This window comes from Mucilaginibacter sp., assembly GCF_025359345.1.
GTDB lineage: Bacteria > Bacteroidota > Bacteroidia > Sphingobacteriales > Sphingobacteriaceae > Mucilaginibacter.
The window spans coordinates 69,690-91,842 of sequence record NZ_JANYGQ010000036.1 but is presented as its reverse complement, the minus strand read 5'-3'; the positions used below and the strand labels follow the sequence as shown (position 1 = coordinate 91,842).

General features: G+C 43.9%; 17 protein-coding genes. 14 read left to right on the top strand and 3 right to left on the bottom strand.

The window, feature by feature from the left end; translation table 11 throughout:
• The first annotated feature begins 86 nt into the window (after positions 1–86).
• Positions 87–1,091, top strand: coding sequence for a YihY/virulence factor BrkB family protein (locus Q0R52_RS25870; RefSeq protein ID WP_295800638.1), 1,005 nt, complete (start codon positions 87–89; stop codon positions 1,089–1,091).
• A gap of 98 nt (positions 1,092–1,189) precedes the next feature.
• On the opposite strand, the gene Q0R52_RS25865 is transcribed toward Q0R52_RS25870, so the two are convergent.
• Complete coding sequence (locus tag Q0R52_RS25865; RefSeq protein ID WP_295800636.1) at positions 1,190–2,515, bottom strand: D-alanyl-D-alanine carboxypeptidase; 1,326 nt, start codon at positions 2,513–2,515, stop codon at positions 1,190–1,192.
• Positions 2,516–2,571: 56 nt separating this feature from the next.
• On the opposite strand from Q0R52_RS25865, the gene Q0R52_RS25860 reads away from it, so the two are divergent.
• Together Q0R52_RS25860 and Q0R52_RS25855 are read left to right on the top strand one after the other, a co-directional pair.
• Positions 2,572–3,831 carry an aspartyl protease family protein gene (locus Q0R52_RS25860; RefSeq protein WP_295800633.1) on the top strand — a complete coding sequence of 420 codons (1,260 nt, stop codon included), beginning with the start codon at positions 2,572–2,574 and terminating at the stop codon, positions 3,829–3,831.
• 148 nt (positions 3,832–3,979) lie between these two features.
• On the top strand, positions 3,980–6,577 hold the full coding sequence (locus Q0R52_RS25855; RefSeq protein ID WP_295800631.1) for a zinc-dependent metalloprotease: 2,598 nt from the start codon (positions 3,980–3,982) through the stop codon (positions 6,575–6,577).
• Positions 6,578–6,730: 153 nt separating this feature from the next.
• Here Q0R52_RS25855 and Q0R52_RS25850 read toward each other — a convergent pair whose 3' ends face one another.
• The gene (locus Q0R52_RS25850) at positions 6,731–6,997 is read right to left on the bottom strand and encodes a hypothetical protein (RefSeq protein WP_252792967.1); all 267 of its coding nucleotides are present in this window, start codon (positions 6,995–6,997) and stop codon (positions 6,731–6,733) included.
• 215 nt (positions 6,998–7,212) lie between these two features.
• Here Q0R52_RS25850 and Q0R52_RS25845 point away from each other — a divergent pair, with 215 nt between their 5' ends.
• The gene (locus Q0R52_RS25845) at positions 7,213–8,145 is read left to right on the top strand and encodes a hypothetical protein (RefSeq protein ID WP_295800628.1); all 933 of its coding nucleotides are present in this window, start codon (positions 7,213–7,215) and stop codon (positions 8,143–8,145) included.
• A gap of 197 nt (positions 8,146–8,342) precedes the next feature.
• Positions 8,343–11,273: an outer membrane beta-barrel protein gene (locus Q0R52_RS25840; protein ID WP_295800625.1), complete on the top strand. Its 2,931-nt coding sequence runs from the start codon at positions 8,343–8,345 to the stop codon at positions 11,271–11,273.
• Positions 11,274–11,335: 62 nt separating this feature from the next.
• Here the strand turns inward: Q0R52_RS25840 and Q0R52_RS25835 are convergent, their stop codons facing one another.
• A complete protein-coding gene (locus tag Q0R52_RS25835) occupies positions 11,336–11,704 on the bottom strand; it encodes a response regulator (RefSeq protein ID WP_295800622.1) in 369 nt (122 codons plus the stop codon).
• Positions 11,705–11,850: 146 nt separating this feature from the next.
• Between Q0R52_RS25835 and Q0R52_RS25830 the strand changes: the two genes are divergently transcribed.
• The 9 genes from Q0R52_RS25830 (at position 11,851) to Q0R52_RS25790 (ending at position 22,041) form a co-directional block, all read left to right on the top strand.
• Entirely contained in the window at positions 11,851–12,804 is a 954-nt protein-coding gene (locus tag Q0R52_RS25830; RefSeq protein WP_295800620.1) for an AraC family transcriptional regulator, read from the top strand.
• A 58-nt stretch (positions 12,805–12,862) separates the two neighbouring features.
• On the top strand, positions 12,863–13,795 hold the full coding sequence (locus tag Q0R52_RS25825; protein ID WP_295800617.1) for a hypothetical protein: 933 nt from the start codon (positions 12,863–12,865) through the stop codon (positions 13,793–13,795).
• A 94-nt stretch (positions 13,796–13,889) separates the two neighbouring features.
• Positions 13,890–15,572, top strand: coding sequence for a DUF5060 domain-containing protein (locus tag Q0R52_RS25820; RefSeq protein ID WP_295800615.1), 1,683 nt, complete (start codon positions 13,890–13,892; stop codon positions 15,570–15,572).
• Positions 15,573–15,747: 175 nt separating this feature from the next.
• Positions 15,748–16,143 (top strand): hypothetical protein, encoded by a 396-nt coding sequence (locus Q0R52_RS25815; RefSeq protein ID WP_295800613.1) that lies wholly within the window; start codon positions 15,748–15,750, stop codon positions 16,141–16,143.
• A gap of 170 nt (positions 16,144–16,313) precedes the next feature.
• Positions 16,314–16,829: a DUF3347 domain-containing protein gene (locus Q0R52_RS25810; RefSeq protein WP_295800606.1), complete on the top strand. Its 516-nt coding sequence runs from the start codon at positions 16,314–16,316 to the stop codon at positions 16,827–16,829.
• A gap of 44 nt (positions 16,830–16,873) precedes the next feature.
• Entirely contained in the window at positions 16,874–19,135 is a 2,262-nt protein-coding gene (locus Q0R52_RS25805) for a multicopper oxidase domain-containing protein (RefSeq protein ID WP_295800604.1), read from the top strand.
• A gap of 9 nt (positions 19,136–19,144) precedes the next feature.
• Positions 19,145–21,172: a copper-translocating P-type ATPase gene (locus Q0R52_RS25800; protein ID WP_295800600.1), complete on the top strand. Its 2,028-nt coding sequence runs from the start codon at positions 19,145–19,147 to the stop codon at positions 21,170–21,172.
• Between the two features lie 144 nt (positions 21,173–21,316).
• The gene (locus tag Q0R52_RS25795; RefSeq protein WP_295800598.1) at positions 21,317–21,607 is read left to right on the top strand and encodes a DUF6799 domain-containing protein; all 291 of its coding nucleotides are present in this window, start codon (positions 21,317–21,319) and stop codon (positions 21,605–21,607) included.
• A 65-nt stretch (positions 21,608–21,672) separates the two neighbouring features.
• Entirely contained in the window at positions 21,673–22,041 is a 369-nt protein-coding gene (locus Q0R52_RS25790) for a hypothetical protein (protein ID WP_295800596.1), read from the top strand.
• Positions 22,042–22,153: the final 112 nt, after the last annotated feature.

Sequence of the window (22,153 nt, the reverse complement as noted above, 5' to 3'; positions counted from 1 at the left end):
CGATTTAAAATTTCGGGGCAAACATTTTTGGCTATTAAATATTCAGTATATAATAGTTAATAAACAGGAACAGAATTTAATTCACAATGGCATTTAAAGCAGGCATGAAAGTTTTCAGCATAGCGTATGTAAAAGAGCTCTGGAAAATACTGGCGGCTACCTTTATGGGGTTTATCAGTGATAACGGCCTTAAATTAAGCGCGTCATTAGCCTACTATACCATTTTTTCAATAGCCCCGCTGCTAATCCTTATTATTTCGATAGCGGGCGTGGTTTGGGGGCAGGATGCCGCATCAAACAAATTGTACCCGCAAATCGCACATTACGTTGGCAAGGACGCGGCGCTGCAAATACAGGATGTATTAGCAAAACTACAGCTGTCCGGCAAATCAAATACGGCAGTAACTATCGGAATAATAACCTTACTTGTTGGCGCCAGCAGTATTTTTATCGAGATACAGGATTCGCTAAACATCATATGGCGGGTTAAGGCAAAACCCAAAAAGGGTTGGCTTAAACTTATTCAAAACCGGTTTATTTCTTTTTCACTGATTATCAGTCTCGGGTTCTTAATGCTGGTGTCGTTGGTGATAAGTGTTGTAATGAACGCGGTAAGCCAATGGATCACTCATTTTTTACCGGCATTAACCACAGTGCTTTTAAACCTGGTTAATCTTGGTATTACGCTAATAATTATTTCGGTGCTGTTTGGTATAATATTCAAATTTTTACCCGACGTAAAAATCAAGTGGAGGGATGTGCGTTCGGGGGCTTTTTTTACAGCAATCCTGTTTATGGTAGGGCAATCGCTTATCACCTTATATATACAGTATTACGCAAAAAGTTCTGCTTACGGGGCTGCAGGATCCATTTTGATTATCCTTGTCTGGATATATTACACCGCGGCAATTTTGTATATAGGCGCCGAGTTTACCCAGGTTTATGCCGAAGCCATTGGCAGCCATATTGAACCCGCAGACTACGCCGTAAGTGTGCAACAAACTGAGGTACTAAAAGAAGTAGCCACTCTGCCGGCCCAAAACCCCCAGCTTAAAGGGACGTTGAAACCGGAGAAGAAGGAGGGTTCATAGTTGATGGTTCATAGTTCATGGCCGGAAAAGCGACAGAGGCCCTTACCTTTCAAATTACCAGGCGCAGCTGCTATGAACTATGAACCATCAACTATGAACTAATACTCATCGTGTATAAATGTAATTATCCTTACTATTTCGTCCCTTATTTCGGTAACAGTGCGGGTGAAATTGTTGTTCATGAACGCAAATGCCAACCTCTTCCCTTTTTTAGTAACGAGGTAACCGCTTTGGTTATAATTATTGGAAAATGAGCCGGTTTTGGCCCAAACAAAAGGTTGCCCGTTTTCGGTTTTGTAAATCTTACGGATGCTGCCTGTTGAGCCACCTGCAGGGAAGAGACTATGCACAAGGTCGTCGTTTTTCTTCTCTTCAAGGATCTTACATAAAAGGGCCACAATACTGCGTGGCGTAAACAGGTTATAACGCGACAAACCCGAGCCGTCAACCCATTGCGGCGCATCGGGCAAATCATCTAAAAAAGTCGCTTTCGAATAATTAATTACTGAATCGGTATTAAGTGCCTGGAATTTTGCCGACGAGCAAACCAGCAGCAACTGCTCGGCAATAAAATTGTCGCTTGGCTGCAGCATGCGCCTGTAAACTGAATCGGCATTGGCATCGTAAATAGTTTTTACATTTGCGGGGATGGGCATATGTACCACAGTAACGGGTTGCTTAAGCGTGTCCTGTAATAGTTCCACAGTAAGTTCGGCACTTACTTTCCAGGGGATTTCCTGCTTAAAGTTTTTGGGCAAAGCCATAAAAGGATACACAAATGTGTTGCTTAAAAGGTCGCGTTTTACCGTGAATTTTGCGGGGCGATAAAGTGTATCGCATTTTAAATACCGCTTCAGGTAAGCCGGTTTTATTTGCAGCGAATCGTTTTTATCGGCATAAATAAGGGCCACATTATCTTCAACCGGCAGCTCGTTTATTTCGGCTTGGTAATAGTCGTTATAATCATCCCAGGCCCAGCCCGGTCCAAAAAACTGACCGGTATAATTACCGGGCGAAAAGAATAGTTTTTTGCCGCTGTTCTTTAAAAAATCAAACCCCTTTACCCCCTTTAAATCGCTATGCAAAAATGAAGGGTCGCCTGTACCCCAAAAAATCAGCGAGTCGCCTTTGGTAATATATTTGAGTGCGGGAACCGAATCACCCAGCATCTTCAAACAGGTATAAAAGGTAAACAGCTTGGTGTTTGATGCCGGGTTAAAATATTTATCGCTGTTAAGCTCATACACCATCTTCTTATTGTCCAGGTCGTACAATGCAAAGCCGGTAAAATGGCCGCTTGTTCCCGGGGTATGCGCAAACTGCCTTTTTATTGGTCGTTTACGTATTTTATCAGCACAGCTATAGCCAAAACACATTAAAAGGCAGAAACCAAGCGTTATTATTTTAAATACATTCCGCTGCATTGATGTTAATTTTATATGATTAATTTGTACGTTTGATAACCAAATATAAACGTTTGTTGATTAGGCTATTCCATACCATAAAACGCGCCATCCAAATTAGAGCCGCGTTGTATTTTACTGTGCTGCTGTTGTCGCTTTGCTGTTGGCATTCAATTGCAAATGCCCAATATTTCGACTTGAAAGATAACAGAAAACATGTTACCGTTCCTTTTAAAATGATAAGGGACATGATCGTCATCCAGGTTAACATTAATAATAAGGGCCCTTTTAATTTTATTTTAGACACCGGCGTCGGTCTGATGCTGATAACCGACCCCAAATTGGTCGACTCGATAAACATAGTTAACAAACGTACCTTAAAAATAAATGGCATTGGCGACGGCGAGGCTTACGAAGCCTATGTTACATCTGCCTTAGACATACAAATTCGCGGCCTGAAAAGTTATGATGTTGCGGCGGCTATATTAAAGACCGACCATTTTGGCCTCTCCAACTATGCGGGTATACCTATTCACGGGTTGCTGGGCTACGAGTTTTTTAATAACCTGGCTGTTAAGATTGAATTTTCTGACAGCACCCTTTCTGTTTCTAAAGCAAAAGATATCCGGCTGTATAAAAAGGGGACAAAAATACCAATGACTGTTCAAGACCGGAAGCCTTATATACATACAAAGGTTACCTATACCGATGGCAGCAAGGTGGATGCAAAACTAGTGCTCGACCTGGGCGCCGGCCATGCACTATCGCTTGAAAACGCTATTGTAAAACATGGCCTTCCATCAAAATTTATCGCAGCCAACCTGGGTCTGGGGCTTACCGGGCCAGTAAGTGGCTTTTTAGGCCGCGTAAAAGAGCTCGACATAGGGAAGTTTAAAATACCCAATGTGATTACCTCCTTTCCGCAGGGCGACCAATATAAGGGCCTGGCAGTAAAACGCGACGGAAACCTGGGTATAGGTATTCTTAAGCGGTTTAGCGTTATAATTGACTACCCCGACAGCGCTGTATATTTAAAGCAGGGGCCTGATTTTACCCGCCCTTTTGAACACGATATGAGCGGCCTGGAGTACTATGGTGCCGGCGAAGATTTAAACCGCATTGTTATCAGCAGGGTTGAACCGGGCTCGCCCGCTGATGAAATAGGGCTTGAAAAGGATGACGAAATACTGGCGATAAACTTAAAGCCAGTTAAAAACATGACCCTTGAACAAATTGACAACCTTTTTAAATCGCAAAATGACCGCAGCTTGCTTTTGGAGGTTTACCACGACAAAAAGAAAGACGAGGTTGTTTTAACCTTAAAGCGCCGTATATAATCTTTCATCAAATCAGCTTTTGACATTTAAGCATCCCCCGTATGGGGTGATTTTAAACCCATATTTGTAACAAAAATGTTGCTATTCCCAAATGGTTTGTATTTTGCATAAGTTTACACTTTAACTGACTTATTTAATAATTGACTATATGATTAAACCATTACGTAAAAACGCGTGGTTATGCTTAACTGCTATTACCATTGCCGTAATAGCAGGTTCGTGCAAAACCAAGAAGGAAGCTGCCGCACAAACTGTAACCGTTAAAACAACTTCCACAGCCGCCGGCTCGACTGCTACTGCTACAATTGGCCCTGGTAAAAAAGAGGGCATCAAAAAATTCGGCGACCTTATCCCGTCAAAAACCAAAGTTGATAACGGGCTTTTTAACACTTATAAAGTTGACGGTAAATATTATTATGAAATCCCCGATTCATTATTGAACCGCGAAATGCTGGTTGTTACCCGCTTTGCAAAAACTCCCGCTAATATTAAGGTATCCAATCAGCAATATGGCGGCGAAGAAGCGAACGACCAGGTTTGGAAATGGGAACGCCATGATAAACAGGTTTATATACGTGTGCCAAGCTATTCTATACGGGCCGACAGCACAACTGATATGTACCAGTCCGTAAAAAATTCCAACCTCGATGTGGTACTTGCTTCGTTTGACATAAAAGCCTATAATAAAGACACAACCGGTGTTGTAATTGACGTAACAGACTTTTATAACGGCGATATAGCTGCCATAGGGATCTCTGACGAATTGAAAAAGGCGTATAAGGTATCGGCTATTGACAATTCGCGATCATACATCGATTCTATAAAAAGCTTCCCGATAAATATCGAGGCACGTACTTTAAAAACCTATCGCTCCGCCGAATCTCCAACCGATAATACCAACGCAGCGATAACATTTGAATTAAATACATCGATGTTATTATTGCCAAAAACACCGACAAAGGCACGTTTGCGGGACCCAAGGGTTGGTTATTTTGGACAAAGCCAAACGGATTACGGAACTGATGCCCAAAAATCGGAAGTAACGGCGTACATACATCGCTGGAAACTGGAGCCAAAGGACGAAGCGGCCTATGCCCGCGGGGAACTGGTTGAGCCAAAGAAGCAAATTGTGTATTACATTGATCCTGCAACACCAAAAAAATGGGTTCCGTATCTGATACAGGGAATAAACGACTGGCAAAAAGCATTTGAGGCCGCTGGTTTTAAAAATGCCATTGTCGGTAAAACAGCGCCGACAGCAAAAGAAGACCCCGAATTTAGTACAGAAGATGCCCGTTACAGCGTAATCAGATATTTCGCATCTAATGTTGAGAATGCTTATGGTCCGCATATATCTGACCCGCGTACCGGCGAAATACTGGAAAGCCACGTAGGCTGGTACCATAACGTTATGCAATTGCTGCGCGATTGGTATTTTGTACAAACTGCCGCAGTAAACCCTGAAGCACGCAAGGCAAAATTTACCGACGAGCAGATGGGTGAACTGATACGTTTTGTTTCATCGCACGAAATAGGGCACACGCTGGGCCTGCCACACAACTTTGGCTCAAGCTACGCCTACCCCGTTGATTCGCTTCGTTCGAAAGCATTTACAGACAAGCATGGCACGGCCCCGTCAATTATGGATTATGCGCGGTTTAACTACATTGCCCAGCCAGGCGATGGGGTAACGCATTTGTACCCGCAAATAGGTGAGTACGACCTTTGGGCAATAAAGTGGGGCTATACATGGTTCCCTGGCAAAAAGAGCATTAAACAGGAAAAAGAAATGCTTGACGTTTGGACAAAAGAAAAAGCAGGCAACCCGCTTTATTATTACGGCCGCCAGGGAACAAGCATCGACCCTCGCCTGCAAAATGAAGACTTAGGCGATAACGCCATGAAAGCAAGCACTTATGGCATTGCCAACCTAAAACGCATTTTACCGAACATTGAGAAGTGGACCTATCAGCCTGGCGAAGACTACGATGATCTGCAAAGTTTATACGGCGAGGTTTTAAACCAGTTTAGCCGCTATATGGGTCACGTTGCAACAAACATTGGTGGTATGAACGAGAACTTTAAAACGTACGACCAGAAAGGACCTGTTTACGACTTTGTTGCCAAAGGCTTACAGCATGATGCCGTAACTTTTTTTAACAAAGAAGTATTTACGACGCCAATGTGGTTGATTGAAAGCCAGGAGCTATCAAAATTTGATAACGGTGTAATGCTAAACCGGATTAAAAGTGTGCAAACCAATACGCTTGCAAACGTGCTGTCGCAATCACGGATATCACGCATGTATGATAACGAAACCAGGAACGGGAGCAAGGCTTATTCGGTAGCTGATTTATTTAATGATCTGCGCGATGGCATTTTTACAGCCGGCCGCCCTGACGCGTTTAAACGTAACCTGCAAAGGGCATACATCGAAGATCTAAAAAGCCTGTTGAACGACGATTTCAGGGGTATACCCGGCTTTCCGGCAAGTGCCATGGCAAATTTTGGCTTAACACCCATTAACATGACCCTGTCGGATATTCGCCCGATGGTGCGTGCCGAATTGAAAATGATACAGGCAAAACTGCCAAAAGGCGGCGATGCAATTACAACCGCTCATTATGTTGATTTGCAGGCAAGGATAAAGGAAACATTAAACCCAACCAGGCCGATAGTAAATATACCAGCAGCAGGCCGTGGAATAGCAGATGATATAGTTAAAAACGATTTGGAAAATTATTAATTGCATACTAATCAGCTGATACACTGGATTTTTCAGCAATAAAAGAGTCCCGTCTGTTTTACAGTACGGGACTCTTTTATTTCGTATACAAATAAATACAGTATATATTTTTATTAATTGTAGAGCATGGCTAACATCAACCTAATCTCTAAATCACAGCTGACTGATATTCTCGAAAAATGCCGTCTGCAGGTCGAGCAGTGATCTAACGTTTATTTTCTCGCCATAAGCGTCGAAACATAAAAACTTTGAATTTTTCATATCGTTATTTTTAGACCGCTCAAAAAAATTGAACGTTTCAAAAAAATAATGATTAGTGGTAATGTTGTTTTTATTGGTTTGCGAGCCGTTAAGCCGGAACCCGATCGCGTCGATCCACTTGTGCACTTTTGAGTGCAGGTTTGCATTAATGTTAGCCATAGGTTAATGTTTAGTGTTCTTTAAACGAAAATCGTGCCATATTGTTACCCCTGCATTGCATTACTTATAAACAATTGTTGGGGGAAAGCAGGAGCATTAATTGTGGATAATTAATAGACTTGTGAATAACTTTTCTTTTACCAAGCAATTAATGTAACTTATTTGAAACCCACGCCGTAAAAAGCACCGATAAACAAAAAAAATTACCCGAAATTATGAAACCACTTAGACTTTTACTACCCATTGCATTCATATTCCTTTTAAGCGTTACCGCTTGTAAAAAGGATAAAACGGCAGGACCGGCTGGTGCAACTGGCGCTGCAGGAGCAACCGGCGCACAAGGCGCTACAGGTGCAACAGGTGCTGCTGGACCACAAGGCCCCGCTGGCCCAGCCGGCGGACCGGTTGGACCGCAAGGCCCTAAAGGAGATACCGGCGCAACTGGTGCCCAGGGAGCAACTGGCGCAACAGGAGCAAACGGTAAGGATGGCGCTCAAGGTGCTCAAGGCGCCACCGGGGCGACTGGTGCAACAGGCGCTACTGGTGCCACGGGTGCACAAGGCCCAATTGGTCCTCAAGGGCCGATAGGTGCAACTGGCGCTACCGGCCAAACTGGAGCAACTGGTGCACAAGGCCCTAAAGGTGATACCGGTGCTGCCGGTGCAACTGGTGCAACTGGCGCCACAGGTGCAACGGGCGCTAAAGGAGCAACTGGTGCCACAGGAGCTACAGGCGCAACTGGCCCGCAAGGACCAAAAGGCGATAAAGGTGACCCGGGAAATGCCAACGTTCAAAACTTCCTGTTGGTAAACAAAGGCGTTGTAGTTGCCGGCCTTACCAAATTTACCATCCCTGCAATTACCCAGGCTATTGTTGACCAGGGAACCGTGTTGGTTTACCTGCGTAATACAGGGTCAAGTTCAGGCTGGTATGCTTTACCATACTCTGAGGCAGGTCACTCTATTACCTTTAACGATTATGGTGTCGGTTATATCGACCTGAAAGCAAACTTTACCCAATCAAGCGGTATCGACTTCAGGGTGGTGGTTATCCCCGGAACAGCTATAACAACGTTAAATGCTACCAATCCAAACCTAAACATCAGGAACTTCAACGAGGTAGCAGCAGCGCTTCACTTATCTAACTAATAGCTAACACAATAGTATTTAATTTATATTCTTTCTAAATATTAAAGCCTCCTTTAACCAGGGGGCTTTTTCTGTTTATATGTAACAATGATATGATTATTAAATATTTAACGGTTTTTGTTGAACATTTGCATTCGATTTGTGTCATTAAGCATATTATTAAATAGTATTAACCCCTGCAGTACATCAAAAACAAAATGAAATCGATAATACTTGCCGTTGCAATTGCTCTTTTTACCCTAACGTCCTCATACGCGCAAACGGGCCGCGAAGTACATGGTATCGTGGTTGACACCACCAAACTATCGGTGCCATCGGCCAGCGTGAAGTTAGTGTCAGACAAAGGCGACAGCACCATATCAATTGCTGATGTAAACGGAAAATTCGTTTTCCAGAATATAAAGGGTACCAAAATAACGGTTACGGTAAGTTATATTGGATACAAGCTATTTAAAAGGCGTTACACTTTAGATAACACCCCTACCGCTGCAGATCTGGGTACGATTGTGTTAAAATCGGAGTCGAAAATGCTGAACGAGGTAACCATAGTTGGCGTTATACCCGTAACGTTAAAGGAGGATACTGTTCAATACCAGGCCAGCGCCTATAAAGTGCGCGAAAATGCACCTGTTGAAGACCTGGTAAAAAAGCTGCCCGGTGTTGATGTTGACATAAATGGCAACGTAAGCACACAGGGCAAACAGGTTACTAAAGTGAGGATTAACGGCAAGGACTTTATGGGCGGCGATGTGCAGAGTGCATTGAAAAACCTGCCTGCCGATGTGGTCGACAACATCCAGATGATTGATGATTATGGTGACCAGGCTAACCTTACAGGAGTTAAAACCGGCGACCCTGATAAAATAATGAACATAACCGTACGTAAAGACAAGAACTACGGATATTTTGGCCAGGCCACAGCCGGCGATGGCCGCGATTTGTTACCTAAAGATCAGGGGGTAACCAATCAAAACCGCTTTTTAACATCCTTAAATGCTTTCAGGTTTAATGGCGACCAACAAATCGCCGTATTAGGAAGCATTAACAATACCAACGTTAACACGTTTTCGTTCGGCAGCACCGGTGGTGGTGGCGGCGGTGGATTTGGCGGCGGCGGCGGACGGGGTAATGCTGGCCGTGGCGGCGGGAATGCCAACGGCAGCCTTATTACCAGTGCCAACGGTATTACCAATGCGCACTTGATAGGTTTAAACTTTCGCGATCAGTGGGGGAAGCACCTTTCAGTATATGGCAGCTATAGCTTTGCTGATAACACTACTAACACCATCAACAATATTTTACAGCAAAATACATCGCCAACAAACCCATCAACCCAAAACCAAAGCAGCAACGAAAAAGACCAGAATATAAACCACCGGTTTAACTGGAACATGGAATACAAGCCGGATACGGTTAACTATTTAAAGGTAACGCCTAATTTTACATACGCGGGCACCAACACCAATGATGCTGAAAACGTTAATTTTGTGCGGAATGGTTCGGTAAGCTCGGCTTACACATCAACAACTACCGGCGACTCGCAGGCGCCCACCTTTGGACTTACTGCCTTATACAATCGCCGTATTAAAGGCAGGCGTAATTTAAGTATTACCGCAAGCATCAATTCAGGGCATAATTATTCGTTCCAAAATCCACTGTATAACTTCACTACCGGTGCGCCAACTGCTCCGGCAAACCAGGTTATTAATGTTACCAGTCGCACAACAAGCTATAACGTAGGTTTCTCGTACCTCGAACCACTGGGCAAGCGTTCGTACCTGGAATTAAACTACACGTTTAGCCGCTCAAACACCAATAACGATAAGGAAACAGATACTTTGTTCGACCAGGCAAACGTCGCTTTCAGGAACGACAGCGCCCTAAGTACACGTTACAATTACAACTTTACAACCAACCGCGTTGGCTTAAACTTCCGCTTTAGCGAAAAGAAATATAACTACGTATTGGGCATAGGTGTGCTGCCATCAGTTTTGGATGGCTATTCGCCGCAAACCGGCTTGTCAACCCACGTGTCGACATTTAACGTAATCCCGTCAGCCCGTTTTGTTTACAATTTTTCGCGCAGCAAAGCATTTACGGTACTTTACAACGGATCGAGCAGTCAGCCAAGTTTTACGCAACTGCAGCCGGTTGTTGATTTTTCAAATGCCCTATATCCAACCGAGGGTAATCCTAACCTAAAACCGCAGTTTACCAATAACTTCCAGATCAGGTATAACAATTTCAGCTTTGCTACAGGCGACGTATTCTTTGTGTCGGCAAATTTGCAAACCACGCAAAACGCTGTGGTTACCAACAGTATAACATTCCCGCGGGTTTACGCCCGCGACCCAAGGTTTCAGAACACTATTTTAACAACATATACCAACGCCAGCGGATTCTATAGCATCCAGGGCCGGGCTACTTATTCAAAGCCATGGGACAATCGTAAGTTTTCGTTAAACCTTAACGGAACGCTTACTTATGCCAACAATATAGGCTACTTAACCAGTGTTGACACCAGCGGCGTTTTTGACACGCAGAAAAACATTGCCAAAAACCTGCAGGTTACACCGGGTTTATCTTTCCGCGTTGATATTACCAACCATATTGATGCCCAGGTGTTCACCAACTACAGCATAAACAGAACACAAAATTCGATATCCAACTCACTTACTGAAGGCGTATCAAATATCCGCGCATGGTCATCTGGCATTAACGGCAAAAACTATTTTGGCGACTGGACATTTAGCTATGACTTTTCGCATATTTCCAACTATGGATATACGTCGAACGTGGCCATTGCCAACCCCAACGTGTTAAACATTTACCTTGAGCGCAGGTTTATGAAAGATCATCGCGGTACCATCCGCGTTTCGGCGTTCGATTTATTTAATCAAAACACCGGGTTTTCGTCAACAACTACGGCAAGTTCAATTACCCAAACACAGGTTAACAGGCTGTCGCGTTATTTCCTGGCAACATTTACGTTACGGCTACAAAAATTCGCCGGCAAATCGCCAATGGGCGACCCGTCTTCGCGCGGGTTTAGACGAGATGGTGGCGGCGGTGGTAACCGCGGTGACGGCGGCGGTCCGGGTGGCCTTCCCGGCGGTGGCCCTCAATAGCAACAAAAAAGCTTCCTTGCATAAACAGGGAAGCTTTTTTTCTTATATGGATATTTTAAACTTTATACTAACACCGAGTTAATAACCCGCTCCAGCTCTTCCAGGTCGAATGGCTTGGCAAGGTAGGTTTCTGCACCGGCATGATTCGCCAGCAGTTCAATATCGCTGTTAGCCGAAAAATAAATAATGGGGATGTTTTTAAGCGTTTCGTTTTGCTTAAGTTTTTGCGTGGCGATAATGCCCCCGTCGTCAGGGATCCAGTTGTCCATAAGGATTACATCCGGCATAATTGCCGATACCTTTTCGACAATATTATTGCAATCAGCGTAGGCATTCACTGCCCATCCCTGTTCTTCTAAAATAAAACTGCAAATAGAAAGGATGTCCTCATCATCATCGAAAATAATGATTTTCCGGGTGTCGTTGTTCATTGGCTAAGAGATATGTGAAGCTATACAATCTATTTTAGAAAAACAAATGTTTTCCTATTAATATAAGAATTTTCAGGGCAGGTTAAGCACATCCTAACAACTACATAAATATTATATTTGATAACACCTTTTTAATTGTCCTATTTATGCCAGTAGCAAATAATTTTGCTTTGATTGATAAGTTCCCCCGTTTTGATACCCCGGGTTTTGATATTGATGCATATAACGAAACTTTCAGGCGATCAAATGTCATAATAAATGCCCACTCATCTGACGTTTCATACACAGAGCATTGGGGCTGCCTTTCGATAAAATGCGCCTTTGGCGGCACTGAGACGTATAAAATTAGCGACAGGTATTATGCGGTTACTGATGACGCCTATTTTATTTGTAATGAAGGGCAATATTATTCGAGCTTTATAGCCGCTAAAAAAACAGTAGAATCTTTTACCGTAAACTTTACCGGCGCTTTTGTTAACCAGGTTAAAAGCAGCCTTTATGCAGATACGAAACTGATTGATGACCCGGGTTTCATCGGCGGCGGGTCGTGCGAATTTGTTGAGACGCTTTATCGCCATAGCGGCGATTTGAGGAATAACATAGCCGGGTTAAGGGCCCTGGCTAAAAACTTTGGGGAAAACAGGGGCGAGATTTCAGAAAGCTATTACCAATTGCTTCAGAATCTTATGTTTTCGCAGCAGCATATTTTAAATGAAGTAAAAAAAGTTAAAGCGGTTAAACTATCAACCCAAAAAGAATTACACAAACGCCTACACTATGCAAAGGACTATATCGAATCGTGCTACGTTGACGATGTGACGCTTGAAAAATTGGGCCAAATATCCTGTTTAAACAGCGCCTACCTGTTACGCAATTTTAAACTATACTTCGGGCAAACCCCTTACCAGTATTTAATAAACAAGCGAATATCGGTTGCAGCCCGTTTGTTGATTAACACTCAAATACCCATATCCGAAGTTTGTTTTGACACAGGCTATGCCGATGTCAGTTCGTTTTGCAGGTTGTTCAAAAAAGTTTATGGATGTTCCCCTGAAAGTTATCGCTTAAGCAAGACAAAAAAAGTCATTTTTAGCACGTAAAAGCGCCGGCAAATCCGGTAATATTACGCTTGAACAATATTTATTTAAACCCGTCCTTATGTTTAAAGCACTTACCATTTTTGTACTGGCAATTTTTACGCCCGGCATTATCTTAACGGCCATTGCTCAATCGCCACAGGTTAAAACCGCTGATTCCCTGTTTTTAGCCGGGGACTATGCGCACGCCAGGATCGCCTATAAAAACCTGGTGAATGACACCTCGAAAAATGCCATTTGGTGGAACAGGATGGCCTTTTCGTATTACAATACAGGCGACTACGAAACGGCTCTAATGGGTTATCATAAAGCGTTGACATTAAAGGCAGGACCGCCGCTTAAAGCTTCCATTTACTCGCGTATGGCGCGGCTAAACGCATTGCAAAATAAACCAGAGCTTGCCTATGCAAGCATTGATAGCGCCCGGGCTAATGGCTACGTGCAGTTTACCGAACTGGATAATTTAAAGGACTTCGATAGAATAAGGAGCACTCCACGTTTCAAAGAATTACGTACTGCCGTTTTTAACAATGCCGATCCTTGTATGGTTAACAAACAGGCCCGTGAGTTTGATTTTTGGGTTGGGGAATGGAAGGTATACGTAACCGGGACGAAGATTGTGGCAGGGCATAGCGTAATACAGCGAATTGCCGGGGGCTGTGCCATTTTGGAGAACTGGACATCGAGTAACGCAGCCAACAATGGCAAAAGCATCAATTTTATCGACCCGGTTACCGGCAAATGGAAACAATCGTGGGCCGGCGGCGGCGTACAGGAGTTTGTAAATGGCGAATATAAGGACGGCGCCATGCGTTTCACCTTTGAAACCACCGGCCCGCAAAACCAAAAACTGATAGGCCGATTTATTTTCTACAACCAAAGCGACGGCACCGTAAAGCAGTTTAACGAAACCTCGGCCGATAACGGCAAAACCTGGACAACTTCGTACGACTTTACTTACGTGAGGGTTGGCGAAAGCAAAGATGACTTGTAAATAAGGCCAGCTGAGGGCCTGGCTTGTACACTATTGTTACAATTTATTGCCGGTGGTGCGCACGAACTTTTTTATTCATAATTTTAGGGCACTAATGAAAGCACTTAAAATTATCCCAGGCTTTTTTCTGTTGATATTAGCTGATTTTGCCGGCATAGCGCAGCCGAAAATAAACGGGTACGGGCTATTAAATAAAACCGTAAAGCAATATGAAAAAGCAGAATGGGAAATAAAGCCCACTGCGCTGTATAGCAATCCATATAACCAGAAGGATATAACACTTGATATGTTGCTTATCTCGCCATCGGGCAAACCCGTTGCGTTGCCCTGTTACTTTGAAGGTGGCGATACAACTGCCTCGGTTTGGAGAGCCCGGTTTGCGCCGCAGGAAGCCGGAAAATATGTTTATCACTTCAGGGTTCAAAACAAAACGGGCGCGGTTGAATCTGCATCCGGTGGCTTTATTGCCGTTGCCTCTTTAAAGCCGGGTTTCTTACACAAAAACTCCTTATGGACTTTCAAATTTGATAACGGGCAACTTTTTAGGGGCATTGGTGAAAACGTTGGCTGGGAGTCGCGCGCGTTCGAAAACCCAAAATGGACTTATGATTATTTGCTGCCAACGCTAGCGAAAAACGGCGCTAACTTTTTCCGCACCTGGATGTGCTATTGGAACATGCCGCTGGAATGGCAAAAGGTAAATTCAACGAAACGATACGGCAATACAACCGAATACTTTAACCCGGGTGCCATCAAACGCATGGATGAACTGGTAAACCTTACAGATTCGCTGCACCTGTATTTTATGCTAACGATGGACTGGCACGGCCACCTGATGGAGGGCGGCGGCTGGAAAAACAGCCCCTACAATGTGGTAAACGGCGGCCCGGCAAAAACGCCCACTGAGTTTTTCACCCTGCGCGGCGCCCGCGATAAATACAAAAACAAGCTGCGTTATGTGGTGGCCCGCTGGGGATACAGCACCAGCATTGCTGCATTTGAATTTTTTAACGAGGTTGACAATGCCGCTTTCAACGGGGCCGACAGTATCTTAATTCCACACGCAGCAATTACCCAATGGCACGATGAGATGAGCCGGTATTTGAAAGATATCGACCCTAATCGTCATATGGTTACCACCAGCGTATCGCACCGGGATATTATGGGTATGAACTCCGTTGCTTATATCGATTTTAACCAGAAACATATTTACAAACACACCGAAAAAATCCCGGCTATATACCCCGATTATATCCAAACTTTTGGCAAGCCATACGTGGTAGGCGAGTTTGGCTTCAGGTGGGAGGACGACGACCCGAAATATGGCAAAGATGAAGACTATGATTACAAGCGCGGACTTTGGTACGGCCTTTTCAGCCCTACGCCATTGCTTCCCATGACCTGGTGGTGGGAGTTGTTTGACACCCGGAAAATGACGCCCTATTTTAACGGCGTACGCCAGATAAGCGACGAAATGTTAAAAGCAGGAAACGGAAGCTTTGAGCAATTTGCAGTAACTACCGACCGGATTGAAAGCCACGGTGTACAATGCGGCAATAAATACTTTGTGTACCTGCTTAATAATACTGGCGAAAAGATCGTATCGCCGGTATCGTTTGCGTTTAAAGACAAAGGTGCATTGGTAAAACAATTTGATCCTTCAACAAGGCAATATAAAACGCTTGCCGGATATACAGTTTTGCGTGGATCTATTAAAATAGGTGATTTATCCCTTGATACAAAGAAGGAGACGGTGCTGGTAATTGAGACCCGGTAACTTAACCTGTGCCCCTGTTCAATAAATAATTCGGCAAACTGAAGCTTTATCGAGCGTTCTGTCAAATGGCGACAAAACCATTATCCCTGGGTTTATATCGCCTTTGCGTAATTTTATAACATTAAACCATAATTGTATAAAACATTTCTCTGTATAAACTATAACTTTGTTATTAATGAAAAAGGCAGCGGTTTTCAGTATGGCAGCATTTTACCTGTTACTTACAACAGGGATGTTTGTTTGTATTGTGCACTGCGCTGCCGAAAGCATGGTTAAAAAACCGGCCATGGCTATGGCGCATAACCACGACCATCAGTCTAAAAAACATTGTACCAATGGCTCAGGCTGTGACTGTTGCAAACAGCACGGCGCATATGTGGTTAAAGAAAATCTTAAACCGGGCTTCGACTACCAGTTTTCGCCCACGCCGGTATTAATTGCATTTGTTGTACCAGAAGGGCTTTTTACGACCAAACTGCAGTTAACTAATTATTGCTGGGCCGACACCAAAGCACCTCCCGGCAAATCGGGCAAGTCCTTGTCCATCCAATTACGTTCCCTTCAAATCTGATTTAAGCTTTGCTGTATTTACGGCCACGACATTCTATTGTCTAAATTATAGTAGCTTTAATTATTAAATAATACTTTCTGTTAAAAACACGATTTGCGACCGCTTAAATACGGTTGTAAGCAGCTGGTTTAATACTTAAACCAACAGATTGCTGAACATTAAACAAAATCATGAAAAATATAAAATCGTTAATTATAGCCTTAATTGTTTTAACATCGTCGACACAAATAAAGGCGCAGGCTGTTACAACTAGTACTGCGGTTAATAATGTGGTAACCGCCTATTACGGGGTTAAAAATGCACTTACAGCCGATAATAATAACCTGGCGCAAGCCAGTGCCAAAGCTTTACTTGCAGCCATTACCGCAGTGCCAATGGATAAGTTTACTGCCGACCAGCATAATCTTTGGATGAGTTACTCAACCAAATTGCAATTCGACGGCAGGCATATACGCGAGAGCAGCGCGCTTGATCATCAGCGGGAGTATTTTACCAGTCTCTCAAAAAATCTCTACGAATTGGTAAAGGGTTTAAAAATGAATACCGCGGTAATTTATGAGCAGTATTGCCCAATGAAAAAAGCTACCTGGTTGAGCGAGACCAGCGAGATTAAGAATCCTTACTACGGCAAACAAATGCTAACCTGTGGCAAGGTTACTGAAACGCTGAGCCCGGCAACGAAATAAATTATTTAAGCGCTGCCGGCATTGGTCCGGCAGCTTATTTTGATATGAAAAGATACCTGCTGTTACCCGTTATCTTCTTGCTGTCTGTTTCTGCTAATGCCCAGCATATGATGGATATGAAGATGGATAGTAAAGAACCGCGCAAACCCTTTTACACCAAAATTGGTAATCGCGAAATTTATCACCTGTATATCGGCGATTCTACAGTAAACTATACCGGCAAAGCGAGGCCTGCCATGGTAATAAATGGGAGCATACCTGCTCCGGCGCTTGAATTTACCGAAGGCGATACTGCCGAGATTTATGTACATAACGAAATGATGATGGAAACCTCCATCCACTGGCATGGGCTGATATTGCCCAACCGCTACGATGGTGTTTCATACCTCACTACTGCCCCGATCGGGCCTGGCGAAACACATTTCTACAAGTTTCCGCTGGTGCAGCATGGTACTTACTGGTACCACTCGCATACCATGACACAGCAGCAAAGCGGCATGTATGGCGCATTTGTTATTCATCCAAAACACGATGCCGCGCAAAAAGAATACACCCTGCTGCTAAGCGACTGGACAGATGAGAACCCCGACGAGGTAGAACGTTCGCTGCATAACCAAACCGATTGGTACGCAATACGTAAAGGCAGCACGCAAAATTACGCGGAAGCGATAGCCGAAGGTCATTTTAAAACCAAGCTGACCAACGAGTGGAAAAGAATGGTGGCGATGGATGTAAGCGATGTGTACTACGACCGCTTTTTTAGCAATGGTAAGGCGGTTAACCATGCGCCGCAATTTAAAAAAGGCGACAAGGTGAGGTTGCGAATCGTGAATGGTGGCTCATCAACTTACTTCTGGCTTAATTATGCCGGCGGCAAAATTACCGTAGTGGCCAACGATGGAGAAGATGTACAGCCTGTGCCTGTTGACCGGTTGATTATCGCCACCGCCGAAACCTATGATGTGGTAGTTACCATACCCCACGATGGCAGCTTTGAGTTTTTGGCTACCGCTGAAGACCGTACCAAATCAACTTCGTTATGGCTGGGCAGCGGGACGCAAATTAAGGCCAAGCTCCTGCCGCATTTAAAATACTTTGAAGGTATGCAAATGATGAACGGCATGATGGGTGCAGACGGCAACATGAAAAAGATGGATGGCATGGTGATGACCAACCAGGTGATGGACATGAATACAGTGATGTACCCGGAAATGAGCGATGATGCAACGAAAAAGGACACAGTCGCACCGGATAAAAAAATGGCGGATATGCCGGGCATGGATATGGGAAGCACTGGCGGCATGGTTACTTTAAACTATGGCATGTTAAAGGCGGTAAAGCCTACAACCCTACCTGCCGGACCGGTTAAACTGCTGCATTTTAACCTTACCGGGAACATGAACCGTTATGTTTGGACCATCAACAATAAAACCGTTTCCGAATCGGATAAAATATTGATCAAGAAGGGTGAAAATGTGCGAATTATCCTGTATAACAATACCATGATGCGGCACCCCATGCACCTGCACGGGCACTATTTCAGGGTACTGAACGGACAGGGCGACTATTCTCCTTTGAAAAACACATTGGATATAATGCCGATGGAAACCGACACCATAGAATTTGCAGCTACCGAAAGCGGCGACTGGTTTTTCCATTGCCATATTTTATACCACATGATGAGCGGAATGGGCCGCATTTTTAGTTACGAAAACTCCCCACCAAACCCCGAACTACCCGACCCGGCAGACGCTATTAAAAAGGTTTATGCTGATGACCGGCGTTTTTACCCGATGGCTAAAGTTGGCCTGGAAAGCAATGGCAGCGATGGCAATTTAAGCTTTGCAAATACACGCTGGAAATTATGGACCATGTGGCACCTGGGGATTAAAGACACCAAAGGCTATGAAAGTGAAACCATGATTGGCCGTTATTTTGGCCAGATGCAATGGCTGTATGGTTATGCCGGGTTTGATTATCACTATAAGAAAGCCACAGGGCAGGAAAAGAACCTGTTTGGCCAGGTGAGCAATAAAAACAACCGCCATACCGCGGTAGTCGGCCTGGCTTACACCCTGCCCATGCTGTTTGTTGCCGATGCAAGGATTGATGGCAATGGTAAATTAAGGTTTCAACTGGGCCGGGAGGATATACCGCTCACCAGCCGGCTAAGGTTTACGGTAATGGGCAATACCGACAAAGAATACACTGCGGGTTTCAGGTATATTGTTACGAAGTATTTTTCGGTATCCAGTCATTATGATAGTGATATGGGCCTGGGTGGAGGATTGACATTGACCTATTAAAAAAGCAGAATGATGGAAATGAACAAAATGCCTGGCGGCATGGATCACAGTAAGATGCACCACGGCAACGATCCACATCAGGGTATGTCAGAGCATGATCATCATGCCATGATGATAGCTGATTTTAAAAAGCGGTTTTACGTGGTGCTGGCGCTCACTATTCCTATCATGATGTTGTCGACCATGATACAGCATTTTATGGGCGTTAACTGGCAATTTACAGGTTCATCCTACATTTTGTTTGCCCTGTCTTCGGTGGTATTTATTTATGGTGGTTGGCCATTTTTAACCGGGCTGGCAAGCGAGGTAAGGGCTAAAAATCCGGGTATGATGTTCCTGATAGGATTTGCCATAACAGTAGCTTACAGCTACAGCGTGGCTATCGTTTTCGGGTTGAAAGGGATGGATTTCTTTTGGGAACTGGCTACGCTGATATTAATTATGCTGCTGGGGCATTGGATAGAAATGCGTTCGGTAATGGGGGCATCGAACGAACTGGAGTTATTAGTAAAGCTGATGCCTGCCGACGCCCACATGGTGATGCCGGATATGGTGCATGATGTAAAAACGCAGACTTTAAAAACGAATGATATTATCCTGGTGAAACCAGGTGAAAAGGTAGCCGCCGACGGAATTATACTGGAGGGCGAAAGTTATCTCAATGAATCTATGCTAACCGGTGAATCAAAACCGGTGCATAAGATTAAAGGAGATAAAGTAATTGCTGGGTCCATCAATGGCAATGGCTCCTTTAAGGTTACCGTATCTCATCCTGCAAAAGAGTCTTACCTCTCGCAGGTGGTCAAATTGGTGGATGACGCGCAAAAATCAAAATCACAAACGCAGTTACTGGCGGATACGGCAGCAAAATGGTTAACCATTATAGCCCTGGTGACTGGTATTTCAACTTTCCTCTTTTGGTTTTTAACCGGGCATCCCTTGTCCTTTGCGATGGAAAGAATGGTAACCGTTATTGTGATTTGCTGTCCGCATGCATTGGGGCTGGCAGTGCCATTAGTTGTTGCCAAATCAACCGCCCTGTCTGCAAAAAATGGATTACTGATCAAAAAAAGGAATGCATTTGAAAATTCCAGAAAAATCACCACGATTGTATTTGATAAGACGGGTACATTAACGGTGGGAAAATTTGAGGTTTCAAAAATAGTTTCACTCCAAAAGGACTTAAAGGAAAATGAAATTATTCGTTTGGCATCGGCGCTGGAGCAAAAATCAGAACATCCAATTGCGACAGGTATCCTGCAAAAAGTAAAAGACTCAGCTATCAAAATACCGGCAACCGAAAATTTTAATGCCATAACAGGTAAAGGTGTAGAAGCAACGGTAGAAGGTAAAAAAGTATTGGTTGTTAGTCCGGGCTATTTAAAAGAAAACAAGATCACCATTCCTGATGACTTTACCGCCGATGACACAGAAACGGTTGTTTTTGTAATAATTGATAAAAAACTGGCCGGATATATTGCGTTGTCTGATAAAATACGTCCCGAATCGACAGAAGCTATTAAAACTTTAAAGGAGGAAAACATCAAATCTATTTTGCTTACCGGCGATAACAATAAAGTAGCGGCAAGCGTAAGTAAAACTTTGGGGATGGATAGTTATATCGCAGAAGTATTACCAGATCAAAAATTAAAGGAGATAAAGGCATTACAGAAAAAGGGCGAATTTGTAGCCATGACCGGCGACGGTGTGAATGATGCACCGGCGCTGGCACAAGCTGATATTGGCATTGCGGTTGGCTCAGGCAGTGATATTGCTGCAGCAACCGCCGGTATTGTTTTAGTGAACAGCAATCCCAAGGATATTGTAAGCTTAATATTATTTGGTAAAGCCACCTATCGAAAAATGATCCAGAACCTGGTTTGGGCAACGGGTTATAACGTGATTGCATTACCATTGGCAGCGGGAGTCCTTTTTAACCAGGGCATCGTATTAAGCCCGGCCGTGGGGGCGGCATTAATGACGGTTAGCACCGTGGTTGTTGCAATTAATGCCAGTATGCTGAAAGTTAAAACTTAATCTGATTTAGTTTCTCAATATACCGAAACGTGGCTCGATTAGTGTGCTCTAAATAATATCTACCAAAAAGTTAAAAACATGAAAAAAATTCTGATCGCCTTAACTGCAGTTGCACTAAGTTGTAGCGCAATGGCACAAACCAAAATGGCCGACACATCAATGCATAAGATATCGCACATGTCTATGCACAAAATGAATCACTCAGCAATGATGATGAACGGCAAAATGATGACCGTGAGACACGGTAAAAAAATGCCTATGACCAAAACAATGACCATGACCAACGGAACGATGGTGATGACAGATGGTACCGTCAAAATGAAGGACGGTAAAACCATGATGCTGAAAGAGGGTCAATGCATAATGATGGATGGTAAGTTGATGAAAATGTCCATGAAAAAGGGCATGATGATGAAAGACACCATGAAAATGTGACCTGTTTTTATGCCCCGTATGGACAAATGCGGGACATTTGAATATAAAATCAGTAATTTAGACGCATGAAACACACCGCGCTCATCTTATTAACGGCAGTTTACCTTTTATCCATTGCGGGTATAGGGGTAAACCGTTTTTATTGCTGCGGTAAACTCGCTTCGGTGACGCTGACCCTTGCTTCGGCAGATCATACCGATAAGGGCAATTGCTGCAAGCATGAAAGCAAGAGTTTCAAGATAAGGGACGGGCACGTTATGGCGAAAACTACTGTTTTAGCCCAGTCTACACCGGCACTGTTACCGACTCCGGCTTACGGCATCGCCGTTAATTCTCCAACAGAACAAACACTTCACACCAATTACCAGGCGAACGCCCCGCCGGGGAATCCAACGATACCTATCTATACTTTAAACTGCACTTACAGGATCTGACCTGTATTCTCCACTAGCCTTACTTTCTGTATCAGGCTATATTATCCCTTGTAATCCATCTTAATTCATTATTCACGCATTGGGCTTGCCCGTGTTATTATCGATTTTCAAT